The organism is Cryptocyanus atlanticus LEGE 06306 (assembly GCF_056633155.1).
The window spans coordinates 57,554-80,574 of the sequence record NZ_JBSJOZ010000004.1 but is presented as its reverse complement, the minus strand read 5'-3'; the positions used below and the strand labels follow the sequence as shown (position 1 = coordinate 80,574).

The window sequence follows — 23,021 nt, the reverse complement described above, 5'->3', positions numbered from 1 at the left end:
GGTCGGCTGGGGGCGCGGGGAATTCAAGCCGTTGGGGCGTACCGCCACAGCACAGGGCTTGCGGAACTGTACGGATGAAAGGCCAGCATGAACCAGTTCCGTCTCCGCAGGGCCCGTCCCATGCCAACCCCGGCCCGGGGCGTCCCCCCGGTGTTTGACCCGGAGGCTCCGGTGCTGGAGCTGGAAGGGGTGAGCATGCGCTGGGGGTCCAACCTTGTGCTCGACCGGCTCGACCTGAGCCTGCGGGCCGGGGAACGCCTGGCCGTGGTGGGTCCGTCGGGGACGGGGAAATCCACCGTGCTGCGCATCCTGGCCGGGCTGCTGCTGCCCACTTCCGGTACCCTGCGCATCCAGGGCGTTCCCCAGCTCTACCTGCGGCTGGACCAGCGCCGACCCCCGGACGTGCGGCTGGTGTTCCAGAACCCGGCCCTGCTGGGCTCGCTCACCGTGCGGGAGAACGTGGGCTTTCTGCTCTATCGCCACAGCCGCCTGCCGGAGGCCCGGATCCGCCAGCAGGTCGCCCACGCCCTCGAGGCGGTGGGCCTCTCCGGGATCGAGGAACTCCTCCCCGGGGAGCTGAGCGGCGGCATGCAGAAGCGGGTGAGCTTCGCGCGAGCCCTGATCGAGGATCCCGGTCGCTCCTTCAACCAGCATCCGGTGCTGCTGTTCGATGAACCCACTGCCGGCCTGGATCCGGTGGCCTGCACCCGCATCGAGGATCTGATCGTCACCACCTCCCGGATGGCGGCGGGCTGCTCGGTGGTGGTGAGCCACGTGATGAGCACGATCCTGCGCACGGCCGAGCGGGTGGCGATGCTCTACGGGGGCGAACTGCGCTGGCTCGGCGGGGTCGAGGAGTTCGCCCGAACCGAGAACCCGTATGTGCGGCAGTTCAGAACGGGTAGTCTGAGCGGCCCGATGCAACCGGCGGAGCTCTGAAGGCCCATGCGCCGCAGCGTGCGAGAAGCCATCGTCGGATTTTCGCTGCTGGCGGCCGTGGCCGGAGGGGCGGGGTTCTGGATCTGGCTGCGGGGCATCTCGCTCAGCCGCGACAACTGGACGGTGCAGGTCAGCTTCAGCGATGCGGCCGGGCTGGCCGACCGCTCCCCGGTGATCTACCGGGGCGTTCAGGTGGGCTCGGTGATCAGCATCGAGCCCTCCAGTTCGGCCGTGACGGCGGAACTGGAGATCACCGATCCCACCCTGCAGCTGGCGCGCCCGACCAAGGCCCAGGTGCAGACCGGATCCCTGCTGGGCGGTGACGCCCAGGTGGCGCTGGTGAGCCTGGGCAACCCCCTGCCCACCAGCGCCCCCCTCCCCCGCGACGAGGACTGCGACAACGCCGTCATGGTCTGTGCCGGCTCCAAGCTCGAAGGGGTGACCGCCGCCAGCCTGAGCACGGTCACCGAACTGATGCAACGGTTGCTGGCCCAGGTGGACCAGGAACAGGTGGTGCCCCAGCTGGCGCGCACCACCCGCAGTTTCGATGCCACCTCCAAGGAGGCCACGGCCTTCCTCAAGAACGCCCAGCGCCTGGTGGAGGAGCTGAAACGGGCGGTGGGGAAGGCCGATCCGATCCTGGCGAACCTGAACACCGCCACCGCCGAAGCCGCGGCGGCCAGCCGTCATGTGCGCAACCTCACCGCCGCGCTGGACAACCCGAGAACCCTGGCGGAGCTCAAGGCCACCGTGGGCAACGCCGAGCGCCTCACCGCCCGCATCGATGCCGTGGGCGGCGACGTGAACAAGCTCACCAGTGACGCCGAGTTCATGGACGGGGTGCGCAGCGTGGCGATCGGGCTGGGCCAGCTCTTCGATGAGCTCTACCCGGCCCAGACGGGCCTGGCCCGCGACAAGGCGCAACAGGAGAAAACGGGGACGAAGGCCGCGCCCGGGCCCCGCTGAGCCCTCCGCTGTTCAGAGGCCGGCGACGGCCTCCATGGCGATGGCGGCGATCGCCTGGTCACTGGCCTTGGGCAGCTGCACGTACTTGCCGCCGGCGGCTTCGGCCAGGTCCTTGCCCATGCCGCTGCCGATGAACTTGCGCTCGGTGTCGATCACCAGCAGCCTGATCCCCAGGGCCCGGAAGCGGCCGGCCACCTGGATCACCTCCTCCTTGAGGTCGACGGGCTCCTCCCCCTCCAGCTGGGGCTGGCCCAGGGAGCGCCCGAGGGGCACGTTGCCGCGGCCATCGGTGATCGCCACCACCACCACCTGGCCGAGGTCGCCGGTGGCCAGGGCGTTGGCCGCCACCCGGGCCGCCTGGGTGAGGCCGTGGGCAAGTGGGGAGCCGCCGCCGCAGGGCATTGATTCGAGCCGGCGGCGGGCGGCGGTGATCGAGCGGGTGGGGGGCAGCAGCACCTCGGCCTGCTCGCCGCGGAAGGGGATCAGGGCGACTTCATCGCGGTTCTGGTAGGCCTCGGTGAGCAGGCGGATCACGGCCCCCTTGGCGCTCTGCATGCGGTTGAGGGCCATCGAGCCGCTGGCATCCACCAGGAAGATCACCAGGGAGCCGGCCTTGCGCTGTAGCTGCTTGGCCCGCAGGTCGCCCTCCTCCACGATCACGGCCCGGTGGGGCTCTCGGGCCCGGCGCGCTTTCTGATAGGGGGCGGCGGCCCGCAGGGTGGCATCCACGGCGATGCGGCGCACGGGGCCGCGGGGCAGCATCGGCTTGACGTAGCGGCCGCGGGAGTCGGAGAGCACAACCGAGCGCTTGCCGCTGCCGCCGCTGCGGGATCTGGCGGCGGCGAAGAGCAGCAGATCGGGATCGATGGCGATCGCCTCGGGATCGAGCAGGAACTCTTCAGGCACCTGGGGGGGGGCCTGGTCCTCGGGGCTGTCGTCGTCGGGGTCGTCGTCCGCCCGGTCGTCGTCGCTGTCGGGCTCCGGCGGTTCCTGCTCGGGCGGCTCGGGGCTGTCGGGCTCGGGCGGCTGCTCCCCCTGGGGCGGCGGCGGTGGCGGCGGCTCCAGCGGTTGCTCGGGATCGGGCGGCGGCACTTGCAGGGCCCGCGGGGCGATCACCAGCCGCACGGCCACCTGCAGGTCGTCGGGCTCCACCGCATCGCGGCCGCTCAGGGCCGCGTGGGCCCGGGCCACCCGCACGGCGTAGAGCTCGGAGCGGTGTCCCTCCACGCCGCCACGGAGGGCCTCGTTGACCAGGTAGGCGATCTGCTCGCGGGCGATCGTCACGTCGGGCAGCCACTGGCGCGCCAGCAGCAGCTGGGTGGCCAGGCCGTCGGTCTCCTCCTGCCAGCGGGTGCGGAAGGCTTCGCTGGAGGCGCCGTGATCGAGGGCGGAGCTGGTGATCGCCACCCGCTGCTCGATTTCCAGCAGCTGGTTGGCCGAGAGGGCGATGGCGAAGCGGTCGAGCAGGTGGTCGCGCACCGCCCCCTCCTCGGGGTTGTAGGTGGCGATCAGCAGGGAGCGGCAGGGATGGGAGAGGCTGAGGCCCTCGCGCTCGATCCGGTTGACGCCGCTGCCCACCGCCGCCAGCAGCAGGTTCGTGAGGCCGTCGTCGAGCAGGTTGAGTTCATCGATGTAGAGCACGCCCCGGTGGGCTTCGGCCAGCAGGCCGGGCTGGAACACCGGCGCGCCGGCGCTCAGGGAGGCGGCCACGTCCACCGAGCCCACCAGGCGGTCCTCGGTGACGCCGAGGGGCACCTGGATGAACGGGGCCGGGATCACCGCGGTGGGCAGCAGCGCCGCGGAATCGGTGCCCGTGGGATCCCCGCCCAGATCGGTGATGCGGCTGTGCACCGCGGCGTCCCAGTCGTCGGGGCGCTGGGGATCGACGTTGAGGCGGCGGCAGGCATCGCCCAGGTCGAGCACGTCGATCGGGGGCAGCAGGGCATGGAGGCCGCGGGCCAGCACCGATTTGCCGGTGCCGCGGCCCCCGGCGATCACCACCCCGCCCAGGCCGGGATCCACGGCCGCCAGCAGCAGGGCCAGCTTGAGGGTGCCGTGGCCGGTGATCGCCGCCAGCGGGAAGGCGCGGGCGGCGGCGTGGCCGGCACGGGGTCCGGAGGCGGCAGTCCCGCTGGCGACCATGGGGGGGCGGTTGGCGGAAGGGGAGGCCTTCAGTCTGGAGGATCACTCCCCGGGCATCCGGGCGGGTGCCGCCCGGCCGGGGCGCCGCCTAGAAGCGCGACATCGCCTTGATCTTGGCGAGCTTGCCGGCATCGAGGCCGTTCAGTTCTTCGAGATGCAGCAATTCTTCCTTGACCAGGTTGGCGAAGACGAAGAGGATGCCGTCGAGGCGCATGTCGAAACGGCCTTCGATCACATGGCGCTGGGTGCTCAGATAGTCGTGAAGACGCCAGAGCGATTCGGCGGAATGCATCGAATTGGCCTGGTGGCGCACGGTGCCGATCAGCGTTTCGATGGCCCGTCCGTAGGCCGTGCTGAAGGCCTGCTCGGCAATGGCCTGTTCCGCCTCGGTCCAGCCGATCAACGCCGCTTCCACCATGGATCTCTCTTGCGATGATGGACCCTAATGGGGAGCCGATGGGGCCGCGAGCCGATCGCTCGGGGGTGGGGGGTGGGGGCGGACTGCCCGCTGGCGGGGCAGCTGAAACCACGCCCTCGAGGGAAACTCGTGGTGCTCCCAGTGGTAGCCGAAGTGATAACAGGCCAGCAGGGACAGCCACTCCGGCAGCTCCAGACTGCGGGCGTGGTGACGGTTGCCCGTGCCGGCCCAATCCCGGTGGGGCAGATAGGTGCCAAAGACAAACAGCTGCAGCGAGCTCAGCAGCAGGGGCAGGATGCAGAACAGCACTCCATGGAGCAGGCCGGCCCGGATGGCCCCGGGGCCGGACCCTGCCGCCGCGGCCCCGATCAGCAGGCCCCAGAAGGCCAGCAGCAGCCCCATCTGGCCGCTGGAGAGATAGCCCGCCAGGAAGTGGAGGTACCAGCGCAGCGGCCCCCGGTCTGGATCGGGCCGGTGGTCGGGGTCGTGGGCCGTGCCGGGGGCCTGGTGGTGGCGGATGTGGTTGGCGCGGCAAAGGCCGTAGGGCAGGCAGCCGTAGAGCCCCAGGGCCAGTTGCCCCAGCCGGTGGTTGGCCCGGGGTCGGCCCGGGAGCAGCAGGCCGTGCATGGCGTCGTGGCCGACGATGAACAGGCCGGTGTGGAGCACCGAGCGGATCAGCACGGCCAGGGCCAGCAGCGGGCCGGGGAGGGCGGCCCGGTCGGCTGGCAGCAGCACCACGAGGCTGGCCGTCCAGGCCAGCAGGATCAGAGCGGCCAGCACCAGGCCGGTGCGGGTGCCGCCCGCGTCCGGGGCGGCTCCGCTGCCTGGGGCGAGGCTCAACGGGCGAACTTGAGCAGTTCGGCCGGGGAGGCGAGCAGGTCGATGGCCACGAAATAGATCTTCCCGTCGGGGCTGAGCAGGAAGCGCCAGGCCACATTCATGCCCACACCGGCGCCGAACCAGGGGGTCTGGACCTTGCCGGTGACCTTGATCTGGGTGAATTCCCCATCGGCGGGCTCGGCGTAGCCGGATTCGGGCAGCAGCCGCAGGTTCTGGCAGTCTTCGCGGAAGAAGCTCAGCACGGCCTCCTTGCCGACGATCGGCTTCTGGAAGGGGGGCTGCAGGGCGCCGTCGGGGAGGAAGAGCTCAATCAGGCTGTTGAAGTCGTTGGCGTTGAGCAAATCCATGTAGGCGATCACCGTGGGGTTATCGATCCCGCTGATCGACACCTTGGTGCGCTGCTCTTCCGGGGTGGGGGCCACCACCGGCTCCATCATCCGTTGGCCTTCACCCTTGGCGGGGTCGTAGCCCATGTCGACCACGAAGTTGCGCAGCAGGGTGATCTGCTGGCCCTGCTCCACGCCCTTGAGGGAGCTCAGCACGGAGGCGGCATTGGCGGAGAGCTGGTAGCCCTGGGGAATCGGCGCCACCAGGCCGGCGGCCATCCATTCGCCGAGCTGATACCAGAACCCGAGCTTGATGTTCACCGACCAGGCGGCATAGGTGCGGCCGATCGGGGTATCCGACCGGTTGGCCAGATCGCACATCACCTGGCTCTGCTCGGGGAAGCCCATGCCCTTGATCTGGGCGAGTGTGAGCTCCGCGAACTGCATGCGGGCGGCGCCGGGGGCGGCGATGGTGATGGTTTTGCCCATCTCCAGGTAGGCGTACCAGATCAGGGCCAGCTGGTCTTCGGCGCTGAGCAGCCGGAAGCGGGCGGTGATGGCAGGAACGGCGTCCGCCGAGAGGGTGTCAGGAAAGATCTGGGCGGCCTTCTCGAGCGTGAACATGCGCAGTCGATCCCTTTTGTTAAAGAAGCTTGCGAAGCCTAGCGGAAGCGGGCCGAATCTGGTATATAAAATTTGATTGCAACATGTGCCCGTGGCTACAGGGGCTGCCAAGCTCCAGCGGGAACCGCTGGATTCGCCCGTCCCATCCTCCACCCGCCCAGGACCGTGCGACGAAAGCGGTGAGAGGCTGGGGGCCGGATCCACGCCAGGCTGGAGCCATGCTTCGCTTCCTGCTCAACGTTCTCTGGTTCGTGCTCGGTGGCTTCGTGATGGGGCTGGGCTGGTGGCTGGCTGGCCTGGTGGCCGCGATCACGGTCGTGGGGCTGCCTTGGGCGCGGGCCTGCTTCGTGATCGGCAACTTCTCCTTCTGGCCGTTCGGCTACGAGGCGATCAGCCGCCGGGAGCTCACCGGCCGCACCGACCTGGGCACCGGCCCCCTGGGGCTGGTGGGCAACGTGATCTGGTTCCTGCTGGCGGGCTGGTGGCTGGCGATCGGCCACCTCGGCTCCGCCCTGGCCTGCTTCGTGTCGATCATCGGGATTCCCTTCGGGATCCAGCACATCAAGCTGGCCCTGATCGCCCTGGCTCCGATCGGTCTGCAGGTGGTGCCGCGCGGGACGCGTCCCCAGGCGGCGGGCTGACGCGGCAGTGGAGCGTCGCCAGGGCCTCATCGGGCAGGCCCAGGAAGCGATCCAGCCAACCCTCGCCGCAGGGCTCGATCGTGGCCACCCCCACCAGCCGGGCCGTGCCGTCGGCGGTCAGGGGCTGGCCACGGATCCGGTGCCGCCGGCTGGACACCGCCCCGGTGGTCAGTTCGGTGTCGACCCGCAGGGCCGGGGCGCGGTAGAGGGAACCCAGCGAGAACAGGAACCGGGCCGTGAAGCGCAGCGTCAGCGCGCCGCCGGCGGCTTCGAGGCAGCCGGTCAGCCGCTCCGGCTCGATGGCGATGCGCAGGCCCGGCGGCAGGGGGAGGCCCAGCAGGCGGGTGCTGCGCCCCTCGAGGGGCGGGATCGTGAGTGCGGCAGGCTCGAACCGCAGGGATCGCCCCCCGGCGGCAGCGGCCGGCCCCAGCTCGCCGCTGCCCCCACCGCCGCGGGCGTCGTAGCGGAAGCGGGGATAGCCGCCGATCACCAGGGCGCAGTCCGCCAGGGTGGAGAGCTGCAGGGGGGAGATCCCCGCGGTCATCCCTGGCGCAGGGGTTCCAGTTCTCCCTTGCCGTGGGACTCGGCCAGGGCGTCGTAGCCGCCGAGCAGGACCCCGTCGATGAACACCTGGGGCACGCTGCCCTCACCCTCGGGCTCGATCACCTGGTGGGGAATGCCCAGACCGCGCAGCAGGCGCAGGGCGCGCCAGGACCAGGGGCAGCCGTGCCGCACGGCGATCGTGACCCGCGGCTCGGCGGGGCCAGCCGCTGCCTGGGCCCTGGATTCGGCGTCCACACCAGCCGGAGCGGGAGCCGGCAGCGGGCTGTCGAGCAGCCCCACCAGCAGGTCGGCGCCCTTGAGCACCAGGCTGCCGGGTTCGAGGTGGCCGCCCCACACCTGGCAATCCGCATCGGAAAGGCTCAGGTGCAGGTGCACTCCGGCGGGGGCCAGGGTGCCCTGCAGGGTGATGATCTCCAGCTCCCCCTGGAGCACGGTGGGGTCCGGCTTGCCGGGGCACTGGAAGGCGGCCTGCGACAGGTTGCCCACCACGCCGAGCACGAATCCGGACGCGTCGTGCTCCACTGCCAGCTGCTCCAGCGCCAGGCGCAGGTCGCTGCCGGGCAGCAGATGGAGGGGCACGGAACGCATCGGCGGGACGGTCGAAGGCTGGGGGCCAGGCTACCGGGGAGGCTCCGCCGGCATCCCGTCGAGCAGCGGCAGCCGGGGGTGCTGCAGCTGGAGGCCCAGGGCGTGCAGCCGGCGGTTGGACACCCGGCGCCCGCCGGCGGCCCCAGCGTCGGCAGGGGCCTCGGCCTCCCAGATCACCGGCTCAAGGCCGGCGGCGCGGCAGCTGAGATCAATCAGGTCGCGCACGCGGATCGGCGCGTCATCCACCAGGTTGACGACCCCGTCGAGGCCCGGCTCCACCGCATGGGCCAGGGCCGCCACCACGTCGTCGCGGTGGATCCAGCTGGTGACGGCGGCGCCATCCCCCTGGCGGCGCCGGCCCGCCAGGGGACGGAACCGCTCCGGAAGGTCCCGCCCGGGGCCGTAGATCGCCCCCAGGCGCGCGATCGCGACGCGGCGGCCGGGGGCGCGGCAGCCGAGCAGCACCGTTTCGGCGTCGCACAGGATCTCGCCGTGCCGGTCGCGGGGCTGCAGGGGGGTGTCCTCCTCCAGCAGGCCGTCGGCGGTGCCGTACACCGAGCAGCTGCTGGTGTACACGAGCTGCCGGAGTCCGGGCAGGCGGCTCACCACGGCCGCCAGGGTCTCCATTGGGCGCAGGAAGGTGGCCTCGTAGCCGTCGGCACCCACCGGCCTGTCGCCGGTGGGTGCCAGGCAGAACACGGCCGCCTCACTGTCCTGGAGCGCCAGCAGGAGGTCGTCGGGGTTGGCGGCGTCGAGCACCTGCACCGCCTCGGCCAGCTCGGACAGCTCGGACACCCGCTCCGCCCGGGTGGTGGTGACCCGCAGCCAGTGCCGGCCCCGGGCGCGCCAGTGCCGTGCCAGCGCCGAGCCCACGTAGCCGCAGCCGATGATCGTGATCCGCATCTGGGCCCAGCATGTGCGCGGCAAGCTAGGGGGCATGACCGGCCACGACCGCCAGTGGGAGCTCAACCGGCTCAACTTCGAGGGCCGCTGGTGCGGCCCCAGCCACTGGTATGAGCGCCGCGCCAGCGGCGCGCTGGATCTCTCCGGGCCCAGCACATCGGTGGCCGACACCTGCTACTCCATCCGTTTTTCGGACGCCGACACCGGCCTCTGGGACGGCCGTGGCCTGCGCTTCGCTCCGGAGGGCCGGCGGCAGCTGCCCCTCTCCCGCGCCAGCTACAACCGGGGCGGCCAGTGCTGGCAGTTCCGTGGTGCCGCCGGCCAGTCGAGCCTGGCGGTGGATCCGCGGCAACCGCGCTTCGGCCATGAGGTGAACCTGTTCCGGGGGCGGGCCCGCTCGATGCTGGTGCTGCTCTACGCCCGGCCGGAGCCCGAGCCGGAGCCCGAGCCCGGCCGGGCCGGGGCCTCCGGCTGGCGGTTGCGGAGCCTGGGGGTGGTGCCCTTCCGCTGCAGCCTGGCGCCCCGGCCCGATCCGCCCCGGCCCCCGGCCGGCGACTGGCGGGCGGTGCTGGCGGAGCAGGAGGGCTGGCCCGGCCAGCTGGAGCGCCTCGAGCCCCATCACTGGCCCGCCACCGATCCGGAGCCGCTGTCGTGCGAGCCCTTCCGCCCCGACAGCTTCTGTTGCGGCAGCCTCAACGCCGGCTTCGCCGATGGCCTGCTCTGCTCCCTGCCGGAGCAGCTGCCGCCGGGGGCCTTCCGGCTGGAGGTGGGCTGCCGGTTCGACGCCGATCACTTCCACCAGGTGAGCCTGCTCCACGACGCTGAGCAGCGGCTCACGGCCTGGGAGCTGCGACGGTTCCGGCGGCCCTGACGCTGCCGCTGGCCCTGCTTTCGGGCCGGTCCGGCACCGTGCCCCGGATCGCATGGGCCCGGGCCGTGAGGGTGATCGGTTCCTCCCCCGGCGCCTGCCAGAGGCTGCGCAGCCGTTCCTGAACCCGTAGCTGTTCCTGCTCCGTCAGGGTGGCGAGGGTCTGCCCGGCGCTCGGTCCGTCCAGCAGGGTGCTCCAGAGGTCGGCAAAGCCGGAAAAGGTGCGTTGCACCGAGATCTGCCGCGTCTCGATCCGCTCCAGCCCGCAGCCCATCCACAGCTCCTCCAGCCTCTCCTGGCGGGAGGCATCCGGGCTCGGCGGCCTCGGCGGGATGCGGCCCATCTCCTCCAGGGCGGATCGCACATCCCGGTAGGGGAACCCTCCGTGGGCCATGTCCCAGACGTAGGCGGCCACCGTTCCGGAGGGGGACACCACCCGGACCATTTCCGCCAGGGCGCGGGCGGGGTCGGGAACGAAGGAGATCACTAGGGGCATCACGGCGATCTCAAAAGCGTCGGACCGGCAGGGCAGGGCCATCGCATCCCCGAGTTGGAAGCGGGCGCCCCCCAGCGCCGGGTGCTGGCGGGCGAAGCTGAGCTGGGCCTCGGAGGGATCCACGCCCTCCAGGGCCCGAGGGGCGCAGCGCTCCGCCACCAGCCGGGTGAAGGCACCGTTGCCGCAGCCCACATCGAGCCAGCGCCGATCCGGCGCGGGCGCGAGCCAGTCGAGAAAGGCGCTCCCCACCAGCCGACTCCACACCCCCATGAAGCGGTCGTAGGCCGCCCCATCGGAGAAGCGGATCGCTTCCCCCGTGCTGGTCATTCCAGGGCTGCCAGTGGTGGAAGCAGCATGGCAGGAGGCCCACGATCGGCGCCGTAGGCCAGGGTCACTCCGGCCGGCAGCTGCCGGCGCTCCTGCCGAAAGGCAGCGCAGCCGCCAGGCCTGGGCGGCCGTCGCCGGTTCCCCGGGTCCGGCGATGCCGAGCCCGGGCCGTCGGGGCCTCGGAGCAGGACCCCTGGGGCTGGATCGGTCGCGCCCGAGGGCACCGCGGTGCTGGCCGTGCAGGCCGGCCGGGTGCAGCGGGTGGCCGTGATCGATGGCTACGGCCTCACGGTACTGATCGATCACGGTGGGGATTGGTCGAGCTTCTACGCCCACCTGCAGCAGGCCTCGGTGGAGCCAGCCGAGAGGGTGGGGGCCGGCCAGCCCCTGGAACTGCGCCAACGGCACCCTCAGGATCTGGTGGCGGTCGATCCCACCCCCCTGCTGCCCGCATCTCCCGCCGGTGGCGCCATCGCCGGAGACCTCCTTCCCTGAGCCCAGCAGGTTTCCCCAGGAGGCGCCGAATCTCGGCCCTGGCGGTGTAGCGTCATCATCACCGGCTTCCCGGGGGTACGCCGGGAAGAGCCAAGCGAGGCCACGTTCTCCAGGAAGCCCCTGATTCCTGGCCTGCACCCTCGATGCCGCGACTTCGACGTCGGCGGTTTGGAGGCTCAGCAGACCTCGAATGGCGGCGGCAGCCGGGTCCTCCCGGGGCACGTTGCGCTGCCGGGCCGCCTCAGCCAGAACGAAGGCCTGTCCTTCGCTGGGCTCGATGGCGACGTCCATGGCATTCCTGCAGGGGCCCCAGGGCATGTGGAGTCCGATGCCGGATCGAGCTCTCCGCTCGTGCCTCTCACCGCCGCCGCCAGCTCCGGATCGAACGCCGCAGGAATCGGCTGCGAGCTTGCGGTGTTCCCGCACGGAGCCGCAGGCTTCCGCGCAGCAGTACCGAGCAGCACCCACGAGCCGCGCGCTTCGTGGTGGATGGAGCGCAGTCCGGCGGGAAAGGCGGCTTGGGGCTCGAAGTCGCCAGGGTGACACGGCTTCAGCGGGACAACCGGATTGACAGCCCCTGATCGCCGTCTCGGGTGGGAGCGCTGCGGTGACCCTGGCCGGAGGGAAGCGTTGACGCATCAACGACCACAGAATGCCCGCGTTCACCACCCGCCATGGGTCTTTGTCGCGCCCTCACCCTCGCTGCCATCAGCGTCGACTGCTGGATGAACAGCAGCTAGCAGACCTGCATGATCAGGCCCCGGGGCCCAGGCGGCTTTGAGATCAGCTTCAGCGGCAGTGCCAGCTTCCGCTTCGTGCCGGCCGGCCCGCCCACCACCGACAACCGCCCCATGCGCGATGAGCAGGGTCGCCTCTGGCTGATGAGCGGCCACCGCCGTTTCGAGCTCATCGAGCTGGCCGCAGCCGTGGATCACAGCTTCCACAGCAAGGTGAAGCCCAGCGGTCACGGTCAGCCCACCGTGACCCTCTACGCCGAACCCAGTCATGGCGCTGCGATCGCCGGCATGGGCGCGTCGGGTGACACCCTCGACAAGCTGGCCTGCACGACCAACCACCAGGGCACCTGGTGCCGTGTGGGCTTCCCTGATCTTCCTCGGCGACGGGGGTTGAGCCCTCACTGACCTGCCGGCGCCGACGTCATGACGATCCGCCACCTCGCCGTGAGCGGCTCCCGCTCCCTGCAGAATGCGGTGCTGGCTCCCCCTCGACCGGCTGACGCTGGCGACGGTGGTGCAGGGTCAGACCACCCTGGAGCGTGGCGCCTGGCGCTGGCAGGGGTGATGGGCCCGGCCGCTTGCCGAGGTTGCCTGACCTCCGTTCACTGTTGCTTGACGAAGCTGTCGATTGTTCCGCCTGTGCCGATCCGCCTGTCCCCTCTGCTCCCGCTGGCCCTGGCCCTCAGTTCCGCTGGTTCAGCGCCACCGGCGCTGGCGGACAGCACCGAAGCCACCTGCATCTTCAGCCGCCACGACCCCACGATCCCGGTGCAGCAGGGGCCGTGCCTGTTCAGTCAGCGCCAGGGCAACGTGAACGTGCGCTTCGGTGCCTGGGCTTTCCGCTTCGCCAGCGCTGAGCAGGGCCAGACCTACACGCGCAGCAACAGCAGCGAGGGCCTCCGCTTCAACCGGGAGGGGCAGTACACCCTGCAGGTGCTCTGGCGTTCCGCCCAGGCGGTGATTCCCAAACCGCCGGGCTGGACCACCGACAACGTCTTCCTGGGCCGCTGGCAGGGGCAGAGCACGGCGGGCCTGGCGGTGATCGATGTGCTCACAGTGGAACCGAACAGGATCCGCTGGGGCAACCAGGTCAACGGCCTCTGCGACAGTGACTACAGCGTGGAAAACCTCCCCTGGGGCCGCAACGGCCGCTATCCCGATCAGCTGGTGCCGCCCAGCCAGCCGACGGAGCTGGTGTTCGGAGTGGCCCGGCTCACGCTCAGGCCCACACCCTGCAGCACGGGGGATGCCGTGATCCAGCTGGCGATGCCGCTGGATGGCTCCAATGCACTGGAAGTGGTCACCTACGACGCCAAGGGAGAGGTGACCGGCATGTACGGCGCCTTCCAGCGGCTCCCCGCAGCCGGTGGTTGAGCCCCGTCTACGACCTCAGGCCCGGCACTGCGCCCAGAAAACAGGCGAGATCTGGCGATGGTCTGCGGCTAGGAGGGAGGAGGGCTCCCGTCATCGGCAAAAGCCAAGCCGTGGAACTCCAAGCACGGGATGGTGTTGTTGTGCGGGCCTGACGGCCATGCAGCCCTTCATCCATCGGCTCTGAGGCTGCGCAGGATCTTTTTGCAAGCGGTTCTTTGATCTCCGTGTGCTGTGGAACCGCTTCAATCACTCCCGTTGCCGGATTCATCGAGAGGGAGTGGGAACACGGAAGGCGTCCGTGGGCAGGCCTCTGGTGATATCCGCCTCGCGATCAGCCAGTTCAAGGCAGATGGCCCAGAAACCGCCCTCGGGAGCGGATTCGATCACGGCCGTGAGCCCTCCCTTCATGCCAGTTGTTGGCTGCCCTCGCCCCTGAGCCGGAGGATCGCCATGGGCCGCTCGCTCTCGGGGCTCTCGTTGGAGGCGCCAGCCCCAGGCCAACGAACGGAGGGGCCAAGGGCCAGGGCGCAGGACCGGTAGGACTGGTGGCGGAGGCGAGGGACTCGCTCGTGCCTGGGGTGATGACCAGCAGTTCCTGCCGTCAGGCGCCGGCCACGTTTCAGCTCGAACGCTCCCCCAACCGGCCTGACACCGGCAAGGTCGCCGCTGATGGCGACAGGCTCGCCAGGATGGGGCCCTCAGCGTCAGGGCTATGCCCAGGCAGCTCAATACCCCGCGAGACCCGTGCCGACAACAGTGACGACCACCACGTTCGCGGAGTTGGCCCAGCGGGCCGACTATTCGCTGATGGATGTCCTGCGGGCAGATCCCCAGGCCACCGGAGACGGCCACGACCACCAGCCCCGCCAGGTGTTCTCCGGTCATTACGTGCCGGTGACGCCCACCCCGATTCCAGCGCCGGAGCTGGTGGCGTACAGCACCACCCTCTTCAGTGACCTGGGCCTGAGCGAGGCGCTGGCCCACGACGACCAGTTCCGCCGCCTGTTTTCCGGCGACATCAGCGTGGCCCAAGCGCCGATGCGACCGTTCGGCTGGGCCACCGGCTATGCCCTCTCGATCTACGGCAGCGAATACATCCAGCAGTGCCCGTTCGGCACCGGAAACGGCTACGGCGATGGCCGGGCCATCTCCGTGTTCGAAGGCGTGTTCAAGGGCCGGCGCTGGGAGATGCAACTGAAGGGCGGTGGGCCCACGCCCTACTGCCGGGGAGCCGATGGTCGCGCCGTGCTCCGCTCCAGCGTGCGCGAATTTCTGGCGCAGGAGTTCATGCACGCCCTGGGGGTGCCCACCTCACGCTCGCTGACGCTCTATGGGTCCCGATCCGAAACCGTGCGCCGGCCCTGGTACTCCCCGAACTCCCGGTCGTTCGATCCCGACATCCTGGTGGACAACCCGGCGGCGATCACCACCCGCGTGGCGCCATCGTTTCTGCGGGTGGGCCAGCTGGAGCTGTTCGCCCGCCGTGCCCGCAGCGGTGCCCATCCGGAGGCGCGACACGAGCTGCGGATGATCGCGATGCACCTGATCGAGCGGAACTACCGGCCTGAGATTGATCCGGGTCTGGAGTTCAGCGATCAGCTGGTGGAGCTGGCGCGATTGTTTCGCGCGCGGCTCACCGCCCTGGTGGCCCACTGGCTGCGGGTTGGCTACTGCCAGGGCAATTTCAACAGCGACAACTGCGCCGCCGGTGGCTACACCCTTGACTACGGCCCCTTCGGATTCTGCGAACTGTTCGATCCCCGCTTTCAGCCCTGGACCGGCGGCGGCGAGCATTTCTGCTTCTTCAACCAACCGATGGCGGCCGAAGCCAATTATCAGATGTTCTGGTCAGCTATCCGGCCGCTGCTTGCAGGGAACACGGAAGCACTGGCGCGGCTGGATCAGATCCGGGAGGGCTTCGCTGATGCGATGACCCAGGAGATCGAGGCCATGTGGGCCCGGAAGCTCGGCCTGATCAGCTATGACGCCACGCTGGTGAATGAACTGATGGAGCTGATGGTGCTCTCCAAGGCGGACTACACGATCTTCTTCCGCAGGCTGTCTGAGATTCCAGAGCAACTCTCCAGCTTGAAGGAGAGCTTCTACCTGCCCAGTTCAGAGCAGCTCGATGCGCAATGGGAAAGCTGGTTGCAACGCTGGCGGGATCGCCTCACAGATGGCGGCGACACCAAGGCGACATCCGACGCGATGAAACGCGTCAACCCGAAAGTCACCTGGCGCGAGTGGTTGATCGCACCGGCCTATGAACAGGCGGCGCAAGGTGATTTCAGCCTGGTCAGGGAGCTGCAGCAGGTGTTCAGCCATCCCTACGACGAACTGTCTCCGGAGCTGGAGGCGACCTACGACCGCCTGAAGCCCCGGGAATTCTTCAACGCCGGTGGCGTGTCCCACTACAGCTGTTCGTCCTGAGCCGACCAACGTCTGCCTTCTCGTCGCTGGGGCTGGCTACCTCAGCATTGAGAGAGAATGGCATGTATGCCCTGACGGATCTCTGGAAAGCGCTGATAGGCCATCCAGACCTCTTCGAGGTCCACTTGGTCGTAGGCGTGAATCAGAACATCGCGCATCCCTGCCATGGCCCGCCAGGGCAGATCGGGATGATGGTTGCGCAATTCAGGGCTGAGACGCTTGCTGGCCTCACCAGGAATCTCAAGACAACGGATCACGGCATCCTGGAGGTAATCCTTAGCGAGGAATGTCTCTTCGTTTTCAATCGGGTAGCCCAGAGCCCGATCCAGCACGCCTCGGATATCGATCAGAGCCTGGCGATCTCTTGCCTCAATCACAGGGGGATGGCTTCGGCCTCCACCATGGCTTTGAGATCGAGCTTGAGGTTGCGGCGGCGGATCAGATCCACCCGGGTGAGGAGCAGATCCTCTAGAGCTGATTTCAGCTCGACACGGTCGAAAAGGCTGGTGCCACCCGGAAGGTCCACGAGCAGATCCACATCGCTGCTGGGCGTGGCCTGATCCCTCGCCACCGAGCCGAACACCGCCGGATTGCTGGCGCCATGGCGTGCAAGCAGCTCATGGAGCTGGGGGGCCAGTTGCTTAAGCTCGGCAAGTCGCATGGGTGCTCCAGGCCTGTCGTGCGCACAGGGATCTCGACACAAGCTAGACCGCCACCGCCAGCTCCGGATAGCACGCCGCAGGGATCGGCTGCTGCAGCCGCCAGCGGATCGCCATCGGCCGCTCGCCCTAGTGGCTCAAATAGTCGGCAAAATCGAGGCAGTGGAATGGCATGGTGACGCCGCCGCGCTTGTTCTCCTCGCGCACAAACAGCAGCACTCGGCTGCCGCGCTCGTGGTGGTGGATGTAGCGCTGACCGGTGGTTGAGGCTTTTTGGGTGAGGCTCTGGCTCTCCCAGTGGAACTCCCATGGGGAGATGGCGTAGTCGTTGTAGCGGGTGGTGGGGGAGAACAGGCGCTCGGACTTTTTGAGGGTGATGAAGAAGACGTCGCACTGGGTTGCCCGATCGAACAACACCCCTGACTGGCCGGTGGTCTGCTGGGACTCGGTGATCAGCCCGAAGGCGGCGTAGATCTCGGCGCGGCTGTAGCGGGCGTGAAGGGCCAGGGGCACGGGCTGCTCCCAGTCCATGGGAGGGGCGAGGTGGTCGGTGCGCTCCAACAGGAGGGTGAACAGTTCGTGCAGCTCATCGAGACAGGCTGGACAGGCCCAGAGACGGTCCAGGGCGTCTTGCAGGGCAAGGCGATCCGGCGACGTTCCCCAGAGCTGGAGCAGCAGCATGCGCCAACGCCGGCGGTCCGTTTCGCTCAGGCTCTGCACCACAGGCGGCTGTCCATGGGCGAGACCCTGCAGGAGGAAGGAGAGGCGGTCGGTGTCGTCCAGGTGGAGCAAACGCCCCACTCCCCGCCCCAGACGCTGCTCATCGGCGCTCGGCTCGCCCACGGGCTGGCCGTTGGCTTCCTCTACTCCCAACCACCCCAGCTCCCGCTGCAGCAACGCCAGCAGCCCCGCCAGGGATCAGGGGAGCGACTCGCGCAGCTGCTGCAGCAGCCGCTCGCTGAACACACGATCGAGCTGGCCGGCCCCCTGGACCTGAGCGGCTTCCACGCCTTGTTGATGGCTGACACTTCATCGCCTTCAGGCCGGCCATCCTGAAAGCCACCCAGCCTGTTGATCCGGTGCTGCTTGCTGCTTCCCAGCCGATCTGGTCTCTGCCGCTGGAGCAGGTGTATCCAGGTCTGCGCACCACCCCTGAGGGTCTCAGCCAGGCGGAAGCGGAGCAGCGGCTGGAGCGTTACGGCGCCAACCGGCTGCCGCCGCTGAAACGCCGCCCCCTGGTGCTGCGTTTCCTCGACCAGATGCTGCATTTCATGGCCCTGCTGCTGTGGATCGCAGGGGTGCTGGCCTTCGTGGCCGGCACCCCGCAGCTGGGCTCGGCGATCTGGGCGGTGGTGCTGATCAACGGCCTCTTCTCGTTCTGGCAGGAGTTCCAAGCGGAGCGCACCCTGGACGCTCTCACCCGCTCGCTGCCCCGCCAGGTCCAGGTGTGGCGCGATGGCCGGCTGGGCTTCCGCTCCGCTGAGCAGCTGGTGGCGGGTGACCGGCTGCTGCTGGAGGAGGGCGATCGGGTGCCGGCCGACTGCCGCATCAGCGTCAGCCATGAGCTGCGAGTCGATCTTTCGGTGCTGACCGGTGAATCGGTGCCGGTGGCTCGCCAGACCCTGGACCTGCCCGCCGCTCAGGCGGAGCTGCGTCTGCCCAGCGGTGAACGACCCAACCTGCTGCTGGCGGGAAGCACGATCGCCTCCGGCCGGGGCGAGGCGATCGTGTATGCCACCGGCTCCGAAACCGAATTCGGCCAGGTGGCCCGCCTCACGGCCGGCACCCACCGCAGCGCCAGCACCCTGGAGCAGCAGGTGGCCCGCATCGTGCACACGATCAGCACGATCGCCATCACGATGGGCCTGCTCGCCTTCGCCCTGAGCCTGGTCTTCGTGGGCATGACGCCCCTGGAGAGCCTGGTCTTCGCGATCGGGATCATCGTGGCCAACGTGCCCGAAGGCCTGCTGCCCACCGTCACCCTGGCGCTGGCCTTGAGCGTGCAGCGCATGGCGCGTCGCAAGGCGCTGGTGCGGCGTCTCTCGGCGGTGGAGACGCTCGGATCGGTGAGTGTGATCTGCAGCGACAAGACCGGCACCCTCACCTGCAACCGCATGGCGGTGGAGGAAACCTGGCTGCCGGTGCCCGGCGAGGATCTGCAGCGGCTGCTGCTCGAGGGGGCCGCCCTCTGCAGCAACGCCCGCCTCGATGCCGGTGGTGCCGTGGGTGATCCCACCGAAACGGCGATGCTGCAGGCGGCCCAGGCCGCAGGCCTCGATCCGGCTGAGCGGCAGCGCCTCCACCCACGCCGCCGGGAGATCCCCTTCGATTCACACCGGCGGCGCATGACGGTGCTGGTGATGTGGAACGACCCGCCGTTGCCGATCGCCGAGGGCGGCAGCCTGGTGATCACCAAGGGAGCGCCGCTGGAGGTGCTGGAGCGCTGCGAAGCCTGGCTCACGCCCAGCGGCAGCGAACCGCTCGATCAGAGCCGCCGCCGGCAGGTGGTGGCCGCCAACGACGACCTGGCCGCCAGGGGCTTCCGGGTGATTGCCGTCGCCCTGCGTGCCGGGCCGGAAGCCATGCAGGGGGCGCCGGCAGACGTTCTGGAGTCGGGCCAGACGCTGCTGGGCCTGCTGGGCCTCTACGACCCGCCCCGACCGGAAGTGCCCGACGCCATCCGCCGTTGCCACGATGCCGGCATCAGGGTCACGATGGTGACCGGTGACTACGGCCTCACGGCCCAGGCGATCGCCCTGCAGATCGGCCTGCTGGAGCCGAGTTCCGCCCATGGCCAGGGAACGGAGGACCATCACCGGAGTGGCCGGGCAGGTGCCGATCCCGTGCGGGTGATCGAGGGCTCAACCCTGGCCCAGATCAGCGACGTGCATCTGCGGCAGTTGCTGAAGTATCGCCACCGGCTGGTGTTCGCCCGCATGGCCCCGGAGCAGAAGCTGCGGCTGGTGCAGGCCTACCAGGACATCGGCGAGGTGGTGGCCGTCACCGGCGATGGCGTCAACGACGCACCGGCCCTGCGTGCCGCCGATGTGGGCCTCGCCATGGGCATCAGCGGCACCGATGTGGCCCGCGAGGCCGCCGACATCGTGCTGCTCGACGACAACTTCGCCACGATCGTGGAGGCCGTGCGTTTCGGTCGCTCGGTGGTGGCGAACATCGGTAAGTTCATCACTTACATCCTGGCCTCGAACGTGCCGGAGATCCTGCCGTTCCTGGCGATGGTGGTGCTGCGGATCCCGGCGGCCCTCACGGTGCTGCAGATCCTGGCGGTGGATCTCGGCACCGATCTGCTGCCGGCCCTGGGCCTGGGCTCGGAAGCCCCTGAAGCGGGGGTGATGCACCAGCCGCCACGCCGCCGTGACCTGCCCCTGCTCAACCGGCCCCTGATGGTGCGGGCCTACCTGGTGCTGGGGCTGGTGGAGGGACTGATCTCGATGGCGGGCTACCTGCTGGTGTGGCACAACAACGACGTCGACCTCTCCGCCCTGCAACAGCTGGCCCCCGATCTGCTCCACCACCGCGCCGCGCCTGCGGTGCAGGCAATCCAGCAACGGGCCTCCACGGTGGCCTTCTGTCTGATCGTGGCCGGCCAGATGGGGGCACTGCTGGCCTGTCGCAGTGACCGACGCCCCTTCTGGGAACTGCTTGCCAATCCCAACCCGCTGCTGTGGCTGGGTTGGCTGAGTGAACCGGTCGTGGCCGGCCTTCTGGTGCTGGTCGCCCCCATGGCCGCCGTTTTCGACATGGCCCGCTTCCCTCTCGGCTACCTCGGTCCGATCGCGCTGGCACCGGTGGCGGTGCTGGTGGCGGACGCCTTGCACAAGATGTTCATCCGTCAGCGTGGCGGCCCTGCCCACCACCCCCCTTCTGTGAATCCTTGGGCCTCTTCGAGCGCTGGTTGAGTGGCTGAGTGTGGGCCTGACCGATGCTTGTTGCGGTTTTTGGCCGAGCACGGTGAGGCATCGCTTGGAGGGGTGCAGGCGCAGCCTCGGGGATGTCGAGGCCTTCGTTGAACAGTGCTTGGTCGCAGAAAACCGTGGCGAAGAGGATCTGCAACTGGCCGTCGCGCAGGATCAAACGCTGAGAGGTAGGGATTCAGAGGAGACCCAGGAACGTCTCCACGTCAATACCTGCCTGGCGCAGCACGCTCCCCAGGGTGCCCACCGCCAGATCCCGGCGATGCAACGGCACGACGCAGGTGACGCTGGCTTCGCCGCTCTCAGGGTTGCTCGACGGTCTTCGAAGTACCACATGGCTGCCTTTCTGACGCACCACGTGAAAGCCCAGACGCTGCCAGGCGGCGATGACGGCGGACGCCGGCAGCCGTGGCAACTTAGGCAACGTTGACCTCGAAGGTGGTCAGCAGACGGGGCGTCAGCACCGGCTGGGGGCACTCCTCCAGGTAGAGCTCGGTGGCTTCGCGCAGATTGGCCAGGGCTTCCTCGATGGTGTCGCCCTGGCTGGCGGTGCCGACTTCCGGGCACTCCGCCACATACAGCTCCTCTTCCCGGTACAGGATCGCCGTCAGGCGCTGGGGGGTGGCGGTCGCCATGGTCGCCAGCAGCTTGGTTGATCCAGTTTGGCCCCCCTCACACCGCCACCGCCAGCTCCGGAACGAACGCCGCAGGGATCGGCTGCAGCAGGCGCCAGCGAATCGCCATTGGCCGCTCGCCTTCGTGGCTCACGTCTTCGGCAAAACCGAGGCAGTGGAACGGCATGGTGACGACGCGCCGTTTGTTCTCCTCCAGCACAAACAGCAGCACCCGGCTGCCGCGCTCCGCGTGGTGGATGCAGCGCTGCCCCGTGGCGGAAGCTTCCCGGGTGAGGCTCTGGCTCTCCCAGTGGAACTCCCACGAGGAGAAAGCGTAGTCGTTGTAGCGGGTGGTGGGGGAGAAGAGGCGCTCGGACTTCTTGAGGGTGACGAAGAACACCTCGCACTGGGTGGCCTCATCGAAGACCACCCCTTCCACAAGCTGACCCGACCAAAACCGCTCAAAATCGGCAATCCTGGAGTCACCCAATCGAATCCCGATGCCCCTCCGCTCGGCCAGCGAATTCCCGATCACGCCAGATCCAGAGGCTCTGGATGGCACCTACCAGGACTGCCGGGCGGCCCTGGTGTCGGCCAACCGCTCCCGGGGGATCTTCAAGGCCCAAAGCGACAGGCGGGGGGTGGTGATCACCGAGCTGCAGCGGGAGCTGGTGGAGCTGGAGGCGGATCTGGCCGATGAGGCCCGGGCCAAGGCGCGGCTCCATGCGCTCAACGCCAAGCTCGGCGGTGTGATCCGAGAGCTGGAGGAAACGGGCGATGCGATGGTGGGCTTGATCGACGAGAGCGAGCGGCAAAGCGGCTTCTGGCTCGTGGAGATGTTCCGTCGCTTGATCGAGCAGGCGAGGCGCTGGCGATCGGTGAAGGCCAAGGCTGCTGCGTTGGCCGCCGAAGCGGTCGAGGAGACCAATTCCACTGCACCGATGAAGGCTGGCGGCTACGACCAGCTTGGTGGGCAGCCATGAGCGCGGTCCCGTCGATTGTCGATCTGCTGGAGCAGACCAACCGGGAACTCGCTGGCACCGACGCCCGGGTGTACCGCCGGATGGCAGACCATCTGCAGCGCTCCAGTACCGCACTCCAGGACCTCCAGGATCCCCATCCAGAAGGAACAACTCAAGCCCCCATAGCCCTGCTGGGGAAGGGGAGCTTCCTGAAGCAATCTGTGGCCAGCCTCAAACGGCTGTGCAAGGAGCATGGGATCAAGGGCACCTCCAAGCTCCAGAAGGTTGCACTTGCCAAGGTTCTTGAACGCCATGGTGTGACCCCACCACCGCCACCGTTGGAGAGTTTCACAAAGAAGGACTTGATTGCTCTGGTGCGGCAGTTATTGAGGGAGAGTTGAGAGATGCCGACAGGCTTGGAATCGATATGGACATCCACAGCCATCCAGAAGTTGGTGCTGTGGCGAGGAGCCAGCTGGCTGAAGATTGGGAAGTCCCAGAGATCTTCCTGATCTCAAGTCCATCCGTGCTGCGATGAATGAGGCAGCTGGAGAGCTGTTTGCTGACTCACCTCATTCCAAGGTGTTGGTCTGTTGCCGAGCCCAGTCGGTCCATGCCTGGCGCCCAAGCGCTCCGGAGGCCACAGCCAGAACGGTGGCTTCTGCTGCTTCCGTCGAAGCCGTCAGTTGATACCCGTTGAGCATCAGCATGACTTCCATGGCGGCATGGCCGATCCTTTTGTTGCCATCCACAAAGGGATGATTCTTGATCAAAGAAAAACAAAGTACTGCGGCTTTCTCGGTGAGAGTGGGATAGAGATCAGCACCCGAAAATGTCTGCCGGGGCTGGGAAAGTGACCCTTCCAGAAGGCCAAGCTCCCGCAATCCGGGCAAACCACCGGAGGTGACGATCAGACGGCGATGCAGCTCCAGAACCTCGCCGAGGCTGAGAAAGCGGATCAAGCCAGGCGCCGGTAGAGCTCCTCATTCTTTGCCAGCACTTGGGATGCGGCGTCTTCGAAGTCAGACGAGGGCCTGCTCAACAGATCGCGAACGGCGGCCGCTGCCAGGACCTCCTGGGGCACGTTGAGCCTTACAGCCACATCGGCGAGGGCGCGGGACTGTTCTTCATTGAGATCGATGGCGAGGGCCATGGCACGCCTCCAGACCCCTC

The 23,021-nt window shown here is 68.7% G+C and carries 27 protein-coding genes; 11 read left to right on the top strand and 16 right to left on the bottom strand.

The genetic code is table 11. The features are described 5' to 3' along the window. The first annotated feature begins 120 nt into the window (after window positions 1-120). Both ACWJI7_RS06035 and ACWJI7_RS06030 read left to right on the top strand, forming a co-directional pair. Window positions 121-939, top strand: coding sequence for an ABC transporter ATP-binding protein (locus ACWJI7_RS06035; RefSeq protein WP_479936200.1), 819 nt, complete (start codon window positions 121-123; stop codon window positions 937-939). Window positions 940-945: 6 nt separating this feature from the next. After that, entirely contained in the window at window positions 946-1,905 is a 960-nt protein-coding gene (locus tag ACWJI7_RS06030) for an MlaD family protein (protein ID WP_479936199.1), read from the top strand. Between the two features lie 12 nt (window positions 1,906-1,917). Here ACWJI7_RS06030 and bchD read toward each other — a convergent pair whose 3' ends face one another. From bchD to ACWJI7_RS06010, 4 genes are all read right to left on the bottom strand, one after another. Beyond that, window positions 1,918-4,047: a magnesium chelatase ATPase subunit D gene (gene bchD, locus ACWJI7_RS06025; RefSeq protein ID WP_479936197.1), complete on the bottom strand. Its 2,130-nt coding sequence runs from the start codon at window positions 4,045-4,047 to the stop codon at window positions 1,918-1,920. Between the two features lie 88 nt (window positions 4,048-4,135). After that, window positions 4,136-4,465 (bottom strand): hypothetical protein, encoded by a 330-nt coding sequence (locus ACWJI7_RS06020; RefSeq protein WP_479936195.1) that lies wholly within the window; start codon window positions 4,463-4,465, stop codon window positions 4,136-4,138. A gap of 24 nt (window positions 4,466-4,489) precedes the next feature. Continuing rightward, window positions 4,490-5,305: a fatty acid desaturase gene (locus ACWJI7_RS06015; RefSeq protein WP_479936193.1), complete on the bottom strand. Its 816-nt coding sequence runs from the start codon at window positions 5,303-5,305 to the stop codon at window positions 4,490-4,492. After that, window positions 5,302-6,255 carry an orange carotenoid protein N-terminal domain-containing protein gene (locus tag ACWJI7_RS06010; RefSeq protein ID WP_479936191.1) on the bottom strand — a complete coding sequence of 318 codons (954 nt, stop codon included), beginning with the start codon at window positions 6,253-6,255 and terminating at the stop codon, window positions 5,302-5,304. Before ACWJI7_RS06010 ends, ACWJI7_RS06015 begins: the two co-directional genes overlap by 4 nt. A 218-nt stretch (window positions 6,256-6,473) precedes the next feature. On the opposite strand from ACWJI7_RS06010, the gene ACWJI7_RS06005 reads away from it, so the two are divergent. After that, a complete protein-coding gene (locus ACWJI7_RS06005; protein ID WP_479936189.1) occupies window positions 6,474-6,896 on the top strand; it encodes a YccF domain-containing protein in 423 nt (140 codons plus the stop codon). On the opposite strand, the gene ACWJI7_RS06000 is transcribed toward ACWJI7_RS06005, so the two are convergent. The 3 genes from ACWJI7_RS06000 to ACWJI7_RS05990 are packed head-to-tail and all read right to left on the bottom strand — an operon-like array spanning window position 6,817 to window position 8,951. Then, window positions 6,817-7,440: a hypothetical protein gene (locus ACWJI7_RS06000; RefSeq protein WP_479936187.1), complete on the bottom strand. Its 624-nt coding sequence runs from the start codon at window positions 7,438-7,440 to the stop codon at window positions 6,817-6,819. The two genes, ACWJI7_RS06005 and ACWJI7_RS06000, sit on opposite strands and share 80 nt — an antisense overlap. Beyond that, window positions 7,437-8,048 carry a PCC domain-containing protein gene (locus ACWJI7_RS05995; RefSeq protein ID WP_479936186.1) on the bottom strand — a complete coding sequence of 204 codons (612 nt, stop codon included), beginning with the start codon at window positions 8,046-8,048 and terminating at the stop codon, window positions 7,437-7,439. Before ACWJI7_RS05995 ends, ACWJI7_RS06000 begins: the two co-directional genes overlap by 4 nt. 30 nt (window positions 8,049-8,078) lie before the next feature. Then, window positions 8,079-8,951, bottom strand: coding sequence for an NAD-dependent epimerase/dehydratase family protein (locus ACWJI7_RS05990; RefSeq protein WP_479936184.1), 873 nt, complete (start codon window positions 8,949-8,951; stop codon window positions 8,079-8,081). Between ACWJI7_RS05990 and ACWJI7_RS05985 the strand changes: the two genes are divergently transcribed. Then, complete coding sequence (locus tag ACWJI7_RS05985; protein WP_479936183.1) at window positions 8,935-9,822, top strand: hypothetical protein; 888 nt, start codon at window positions 8,935-8,937, stop codon at window positions 9,820-9,822. The two genes, ACWJI7_RS05990 and ACWJI7_RS05985, sit on opposite strands and share 17 nt — an antisense overlap. On the opposite strand, the gene ACWJI7_RS05980 is transcribed toward ACWJI7_RS05985, so the two are convergent. Continuing rightward, window positions 9,785-10,642, bottom strand: coding sequence for a class I SAM-dependent methyltransferase (locus ACWJI7_RS05980; protein ID WP_479936181.1), 858 nt, complete (start codon window positions 10,640-10,642; stop codon window positions 9,785-9,787). The two genes, ACWJI7_RS05985 and ACWJI7_RS05980, sit on opposite strands and share 38 nt — an antisense overlap. Window positions 10,643-10,870: 228 nt before the next feature. Between ACWJI7_RS05980 and ACWJI7_RS05975 the strand changes: the two genes are divergently transcribed. The 4 genes from ACWJI7_RS05975 to ACWJI7_RS05960 all read left to right on the top strand — a co-directional run bounded on the left by ACWJI7_RS05975 (window position 10,871) and on the right by ACWJI7_RS05960 (window position 15,678). Next, on the top strand, window positions 10,871-11,137 hold the full coding sequence (locus ACWJI7_RS05975) for a peptidoglycan DD-metalloendopeptidase family protein (protein ID WP_479936180.1): 267 nt from the start codon (window positions 10,871-10,873) through the stop codon (window positions 11,135-11,137). Between the two features lie 749 nt (window positions 11,138-11,886). Next, window positions 11,887-12,279, top strand: coding sequence for a hypothetical protein (locus tag ACWJI7_RS05970; protein WP_479936178.1), 393 nt, complete (start codon window positions 11,887-11,889; stop codon window positions 12,277-12,279). A 234-nt stretch (window positions 12,280-12,513) separates the two neighbouring features. Next, window positions 12,514-13,248 carry a hypothetical protein gene (locus ACWJI7_RS05965; RefSeq protein ID WP_479936176.1) on the top strand — a complete coding sequence of 245 codons (735 nt, stop codon included), beginning with the start codon at window positions 12,514-12,516 and terminating at the stop codon, window positions 13,246-13,248. A gap of 807 nt (window positions 13,249-14,055) precedes the next feature. Further along, a complete protein-coding gene (locus tag ACWJI7_RS05960) occupies window positions 14,056-15,678 on the top strand; it encodes a protein adenylyltransferase SelO (RefSeq protein ID WP_479936449.1) in 1,623 nt (540 codons plus the stop codon). A gap of 41 nt (window positions 15,679-15,719) precedes the next feature. Here the strand turns inward: ACWJI7_RS05960 and ACWJI7_RS05955 are convergent, their stop codons facing one another. From ACWJI7_RS05955 to ACWJI7_RS05945, 3 genes are all read right to left on the bottom strand, one after another. Next, the gene (locus ACWJI7_RS05955; protein ID WP_479936174.1) at window positions 15,720-16,055 is read right to left on the bottom strand and encodes a HepT-like ribonuclease domain-containing protein; all 336 of its coding nucleotides are present in this window, start codon (window positions 16,053-16,055) and stop codon (window positions 15,720-15,722) included. Continuing rightward, window positions 16,052-16,339: a nucleotidyltransferase family protein gene (locus ACWJI7_RS05950; protein ID WP_479936172.1), complete on the bottom strand. Its 288-nt coding sequence runs from the start codon at window positions 16,337-16,339 to the stop codon at window positions 16,052-16,054. The genes ACWJI7_RS05955 and ACWJI7_RS05950 overlap by 4 nt, the downstream gene beginning before the upstream one ends. Window positions 16,340-16,466: 127 nt before the next feature. After that, on the bottom strand, window positions 16,467-17,180 hold the full coding sequence (locus ACWJI7_RS05945) for a DUF3427 domain-containing protein (protein WP_479936170.1): 714 nt from the start codon (window positions 17,178-17,180) through the stop codon (window positions 16,467-16,469). Window positions 17,181-17,416: 236 nt separating this feature from the next. Between ACWJI7_RS05945 and ACWJI7_RS05940 the strand changes: the two genes are divergently transcribed. Further along, complete coding sequence (locus ACWJI7_RS05940; protein ID WP_479936168.1) at window positions 17,417-20,257, top strand: cation-translocating P-type ATPase; 2,841 nt, start codon at window positions 17,417-17,419, stop codon at window positions 20,255-20,257. Between the two features lie 193 nt (window positions 20,258-20,450). Here the strand turns inward: ACWJI7_RS05940 and ACWJI7_RS05935 are convergent, their stop codons facing one another. From ACWJI7_RS05935 to ACWJI7_RS05925, 3 genes are read right to left on the bottom strand one after another with little or no spacing between them, the layout of a single operon-like run. Next, the gene (locus tag ACWJI7_RS05935) at window positions 20,451-20,687 is read right to left on the bottom strand and encodes a type II toxin-antitoxin system HicA family toxin (RefSeq protein WP_479936166.1); all 237 of its coding nucleotides are present in this window, start codon (window positions 20,685-20,687) and stop codon (window positions 20,451-20,453) included. 1 nt (window position 20,688) lies between these two features. Further along, window positions 20,689-20,907 carry a type II toxin-antitoxin system HicB family antitoxin gene (locus ACWJI7_RS05930; protein WP_479936164.1) on the bottom strand — a complete coding sequence of 73 codons (219 nt, stop codon included), beginning with the start codon at window positions 20,905-20,907 and terminating at the stop codon, window positions 20,689-20,691. Window positions 20,908-20,944: 37 nt separating this feature from the next. Next, window positions 20,945-21,376, bottom strand: coding sequence for a DUF3427 domain-containing protein (locus ACWJI7_RS05925; protein ID WP_479936163.1), 432 nt, complete (start codon window positions 21,374-21,376; stop codon window positions 20,945-20,947). Between the two features lie 10 nt (window positions 21,377-21,386). Between ACWJI7_RS05925 and ACWJI7_RS05920 the strand changes: the two genes are divergently transcribed. After that, window positions 21,387-21,869: a hypothetical protein gene (locus ACWJI7_RS05920; protein WP_479936162.1), complete on the top strand. Its 483-nt coding sequence runs from the start codon at window positions 21,387-21,389 to the stop codon at window positions 21,867-21,869. After that, window positions 21,866-22,249, top strand: a complete 384-nt coding sequence (locus ACWJI7_RS05915) for a hypothetical protein (RefSeq protein WP_479936160.1) — start codon at window positions 21,866-21,868, stop codon at window positions 22,247-22,249. The genes ACWJI7_RS05920 and ACWJI7_RS05915 overlap by 4 nt, the downstream gene beginning before the upstream one ends. A gap of 171 nt (window positions 22,250-22,420) precedes the next feature. Here the strand turns inward: ACWJI7_RS05915 and ACWJI7_RS05910 are convergent, their stop codons facing one another. Both ACWJI7_RS05910 and ACWJI7_RS05905 read right to left on the bottom strand, forming a co-directional pair. Further along, window positions 22,421-22,810, bottom strand: coding sequence for a type II toxin-antitoxin system death-on-curing family toxin (locus tag ACWJI7_RS05910; RefSeq protein ID WP_479936158.1), 390 nt, complete (start codon window positions 22,808-22,810; stop codon window positions 22,421-22,423). Then, the gene (locus tag ACWJI7_RS05905) at window positions 22,807-23,001 is read right to left on the bottom strand and encodes a DNA-binding protein (RefSeq protein ID WP_479936156.1); all 195 of its coding nucleotides are present in this window, start codon (window positions 22,999-23,001) and stop codon (window positions 22,807-22,809) included. Before ACWJI7_RS05905 ends, ACWJI7_RS05910 begins: the two co-directional genes overlap by 4 nt. Window positions 23,002-23,021 lie beyond the last annotated feature (20 nt).

Bases quoted from the DNA above. Each gene is read 5' to 3' on its own strand.
- ACWJI7_RS06035 (WP_479936200.1), top strand. From the start codon at position 121: ATGCCAACCCCGGCCCGGGGCGTCCCCCCGGTGTTTGACCCGGAGGCT.
- ACWJI7_RS06030 (WP_479936199.1), top strand. From the start codon at position 946: ATGCGCCGCAGCGTGCGAGAAGCCATCGTCGGATTTTCGCTGCTGGCG.
- bchD (WP_479936197.1), bottom strand. From the start codon at position 4,047: ATGGTCGCCAGCGGGACTGCCGCCTCCGGACCCCGTGCCGGCCACGCC.
- ACWJI7_RS06020 (WP_479936195.1), bottom strand. From the start codon at position 4,465: ATGGTGGAAGCGGCGTTGATCGGCTGGACCGAGGCGGAACAGGCCATT.
- ACWJI7_RS06010 (WP_479936191.1), bottom strand. From the start codon at position 6,255: ATGTTCACGCTCGAGAAGGCCGCCCAGATCTTTCCTGACACCCTCTCG.
- ACWJI7_RS06005 (WP_479936189.1), top strand. From the start codon at position 6,474: ATGCTTCGCTTCCTGCTCAACGTTCTCTGGTTCGTGCTCGGTGGCTTC.
- ACWJI7_RS06000 (WP_479936187.1), bottom strand. From the start codon at position 7,440: ATGACCGCGGGGATCTCCCCCCTGCAGCTCTCCACCCTGGCGGACTGC.
- ACWJI7_RS05995 (WP_479936186.1), bottom strand. From the start codon at position 8,048: ATGCGTTCCGTGCCCCTCCATCTGCTGCCCGGCAGCGACCTGCGCCTG.
- ACWJI7_RS05985 (WP_479936183.1), top strand. From the start codon at position 8,935: ATGATCGTGATCCGCATCTGGGCCCAGCATGTGCGCGGCAAGCTAGGG.
- ACWJI7_RS05990 (WP_479936184.1), bottom strand. From the start codon at position 8,951: ATGCGGATCACGATCATCGGCTGCGGCTACGTGGGCTCGGCGCTGGCA.
- ACWJI7_RS05980 (WP_479936181.1), bottom strand. From the start codon at position 10,642: ATGACCAGCACGGGGGAAGCGATCCGCTTCTCCGATGGGGCGGCCTAC.
- ACWJI7_RS05970 (WP_479936178.1), top strand. From the start codon at position 11,887: ATGATCAGGCCCCGGGGCCCAGGCGGCTTTGAGATCAGCTTCAGCGGC.
- ACWJI7_RS05960 (WP_479936449.1), top strand. From the start codon at position 14,056: ATGGATGTCCTGCGGGCAGATCCCCAGGCCACCGGAGACGGCCACGAC.
- ACWJI7_RS05950 (WP_479936172.1), bottom strand. From the start codon at position 16,339: ATGCGACTTGCCGAGCTTAAGCAACTGGCCCCCCAGCTCCATGAGCTG.
- ACWJI7_RS05930 (WP_479936164.1), bottom strand. From the start codon at position 20,907: ATGGCGACCGCCACCCCCCAGCGCCTGACGGCGATCCTGTACCGGGAA.
- ACWJI7_RS05920 (WP_479936162.1), top strand. From the start codon at position 21,387: ATGCCCCTCCGCTCGGCCAGCGAATTCCCGATCACGCCAGATCCAGAG.
- ACWJI7_RS05915 (WP_479936160.1), top strand. From the start codon at position 21,866: ATGAGCGCGGTCCCGTCGATTGTCGATCTGCTGGAGCAGACCAACCGG.
- ACWJI7_RS05905 (WP_479936156.1), bottom strand. From the start codon at position 23,001: ATGGCCCTCGCCATCGATCTCAATGAAGAACAGTCCCGCGCCCTCGCC.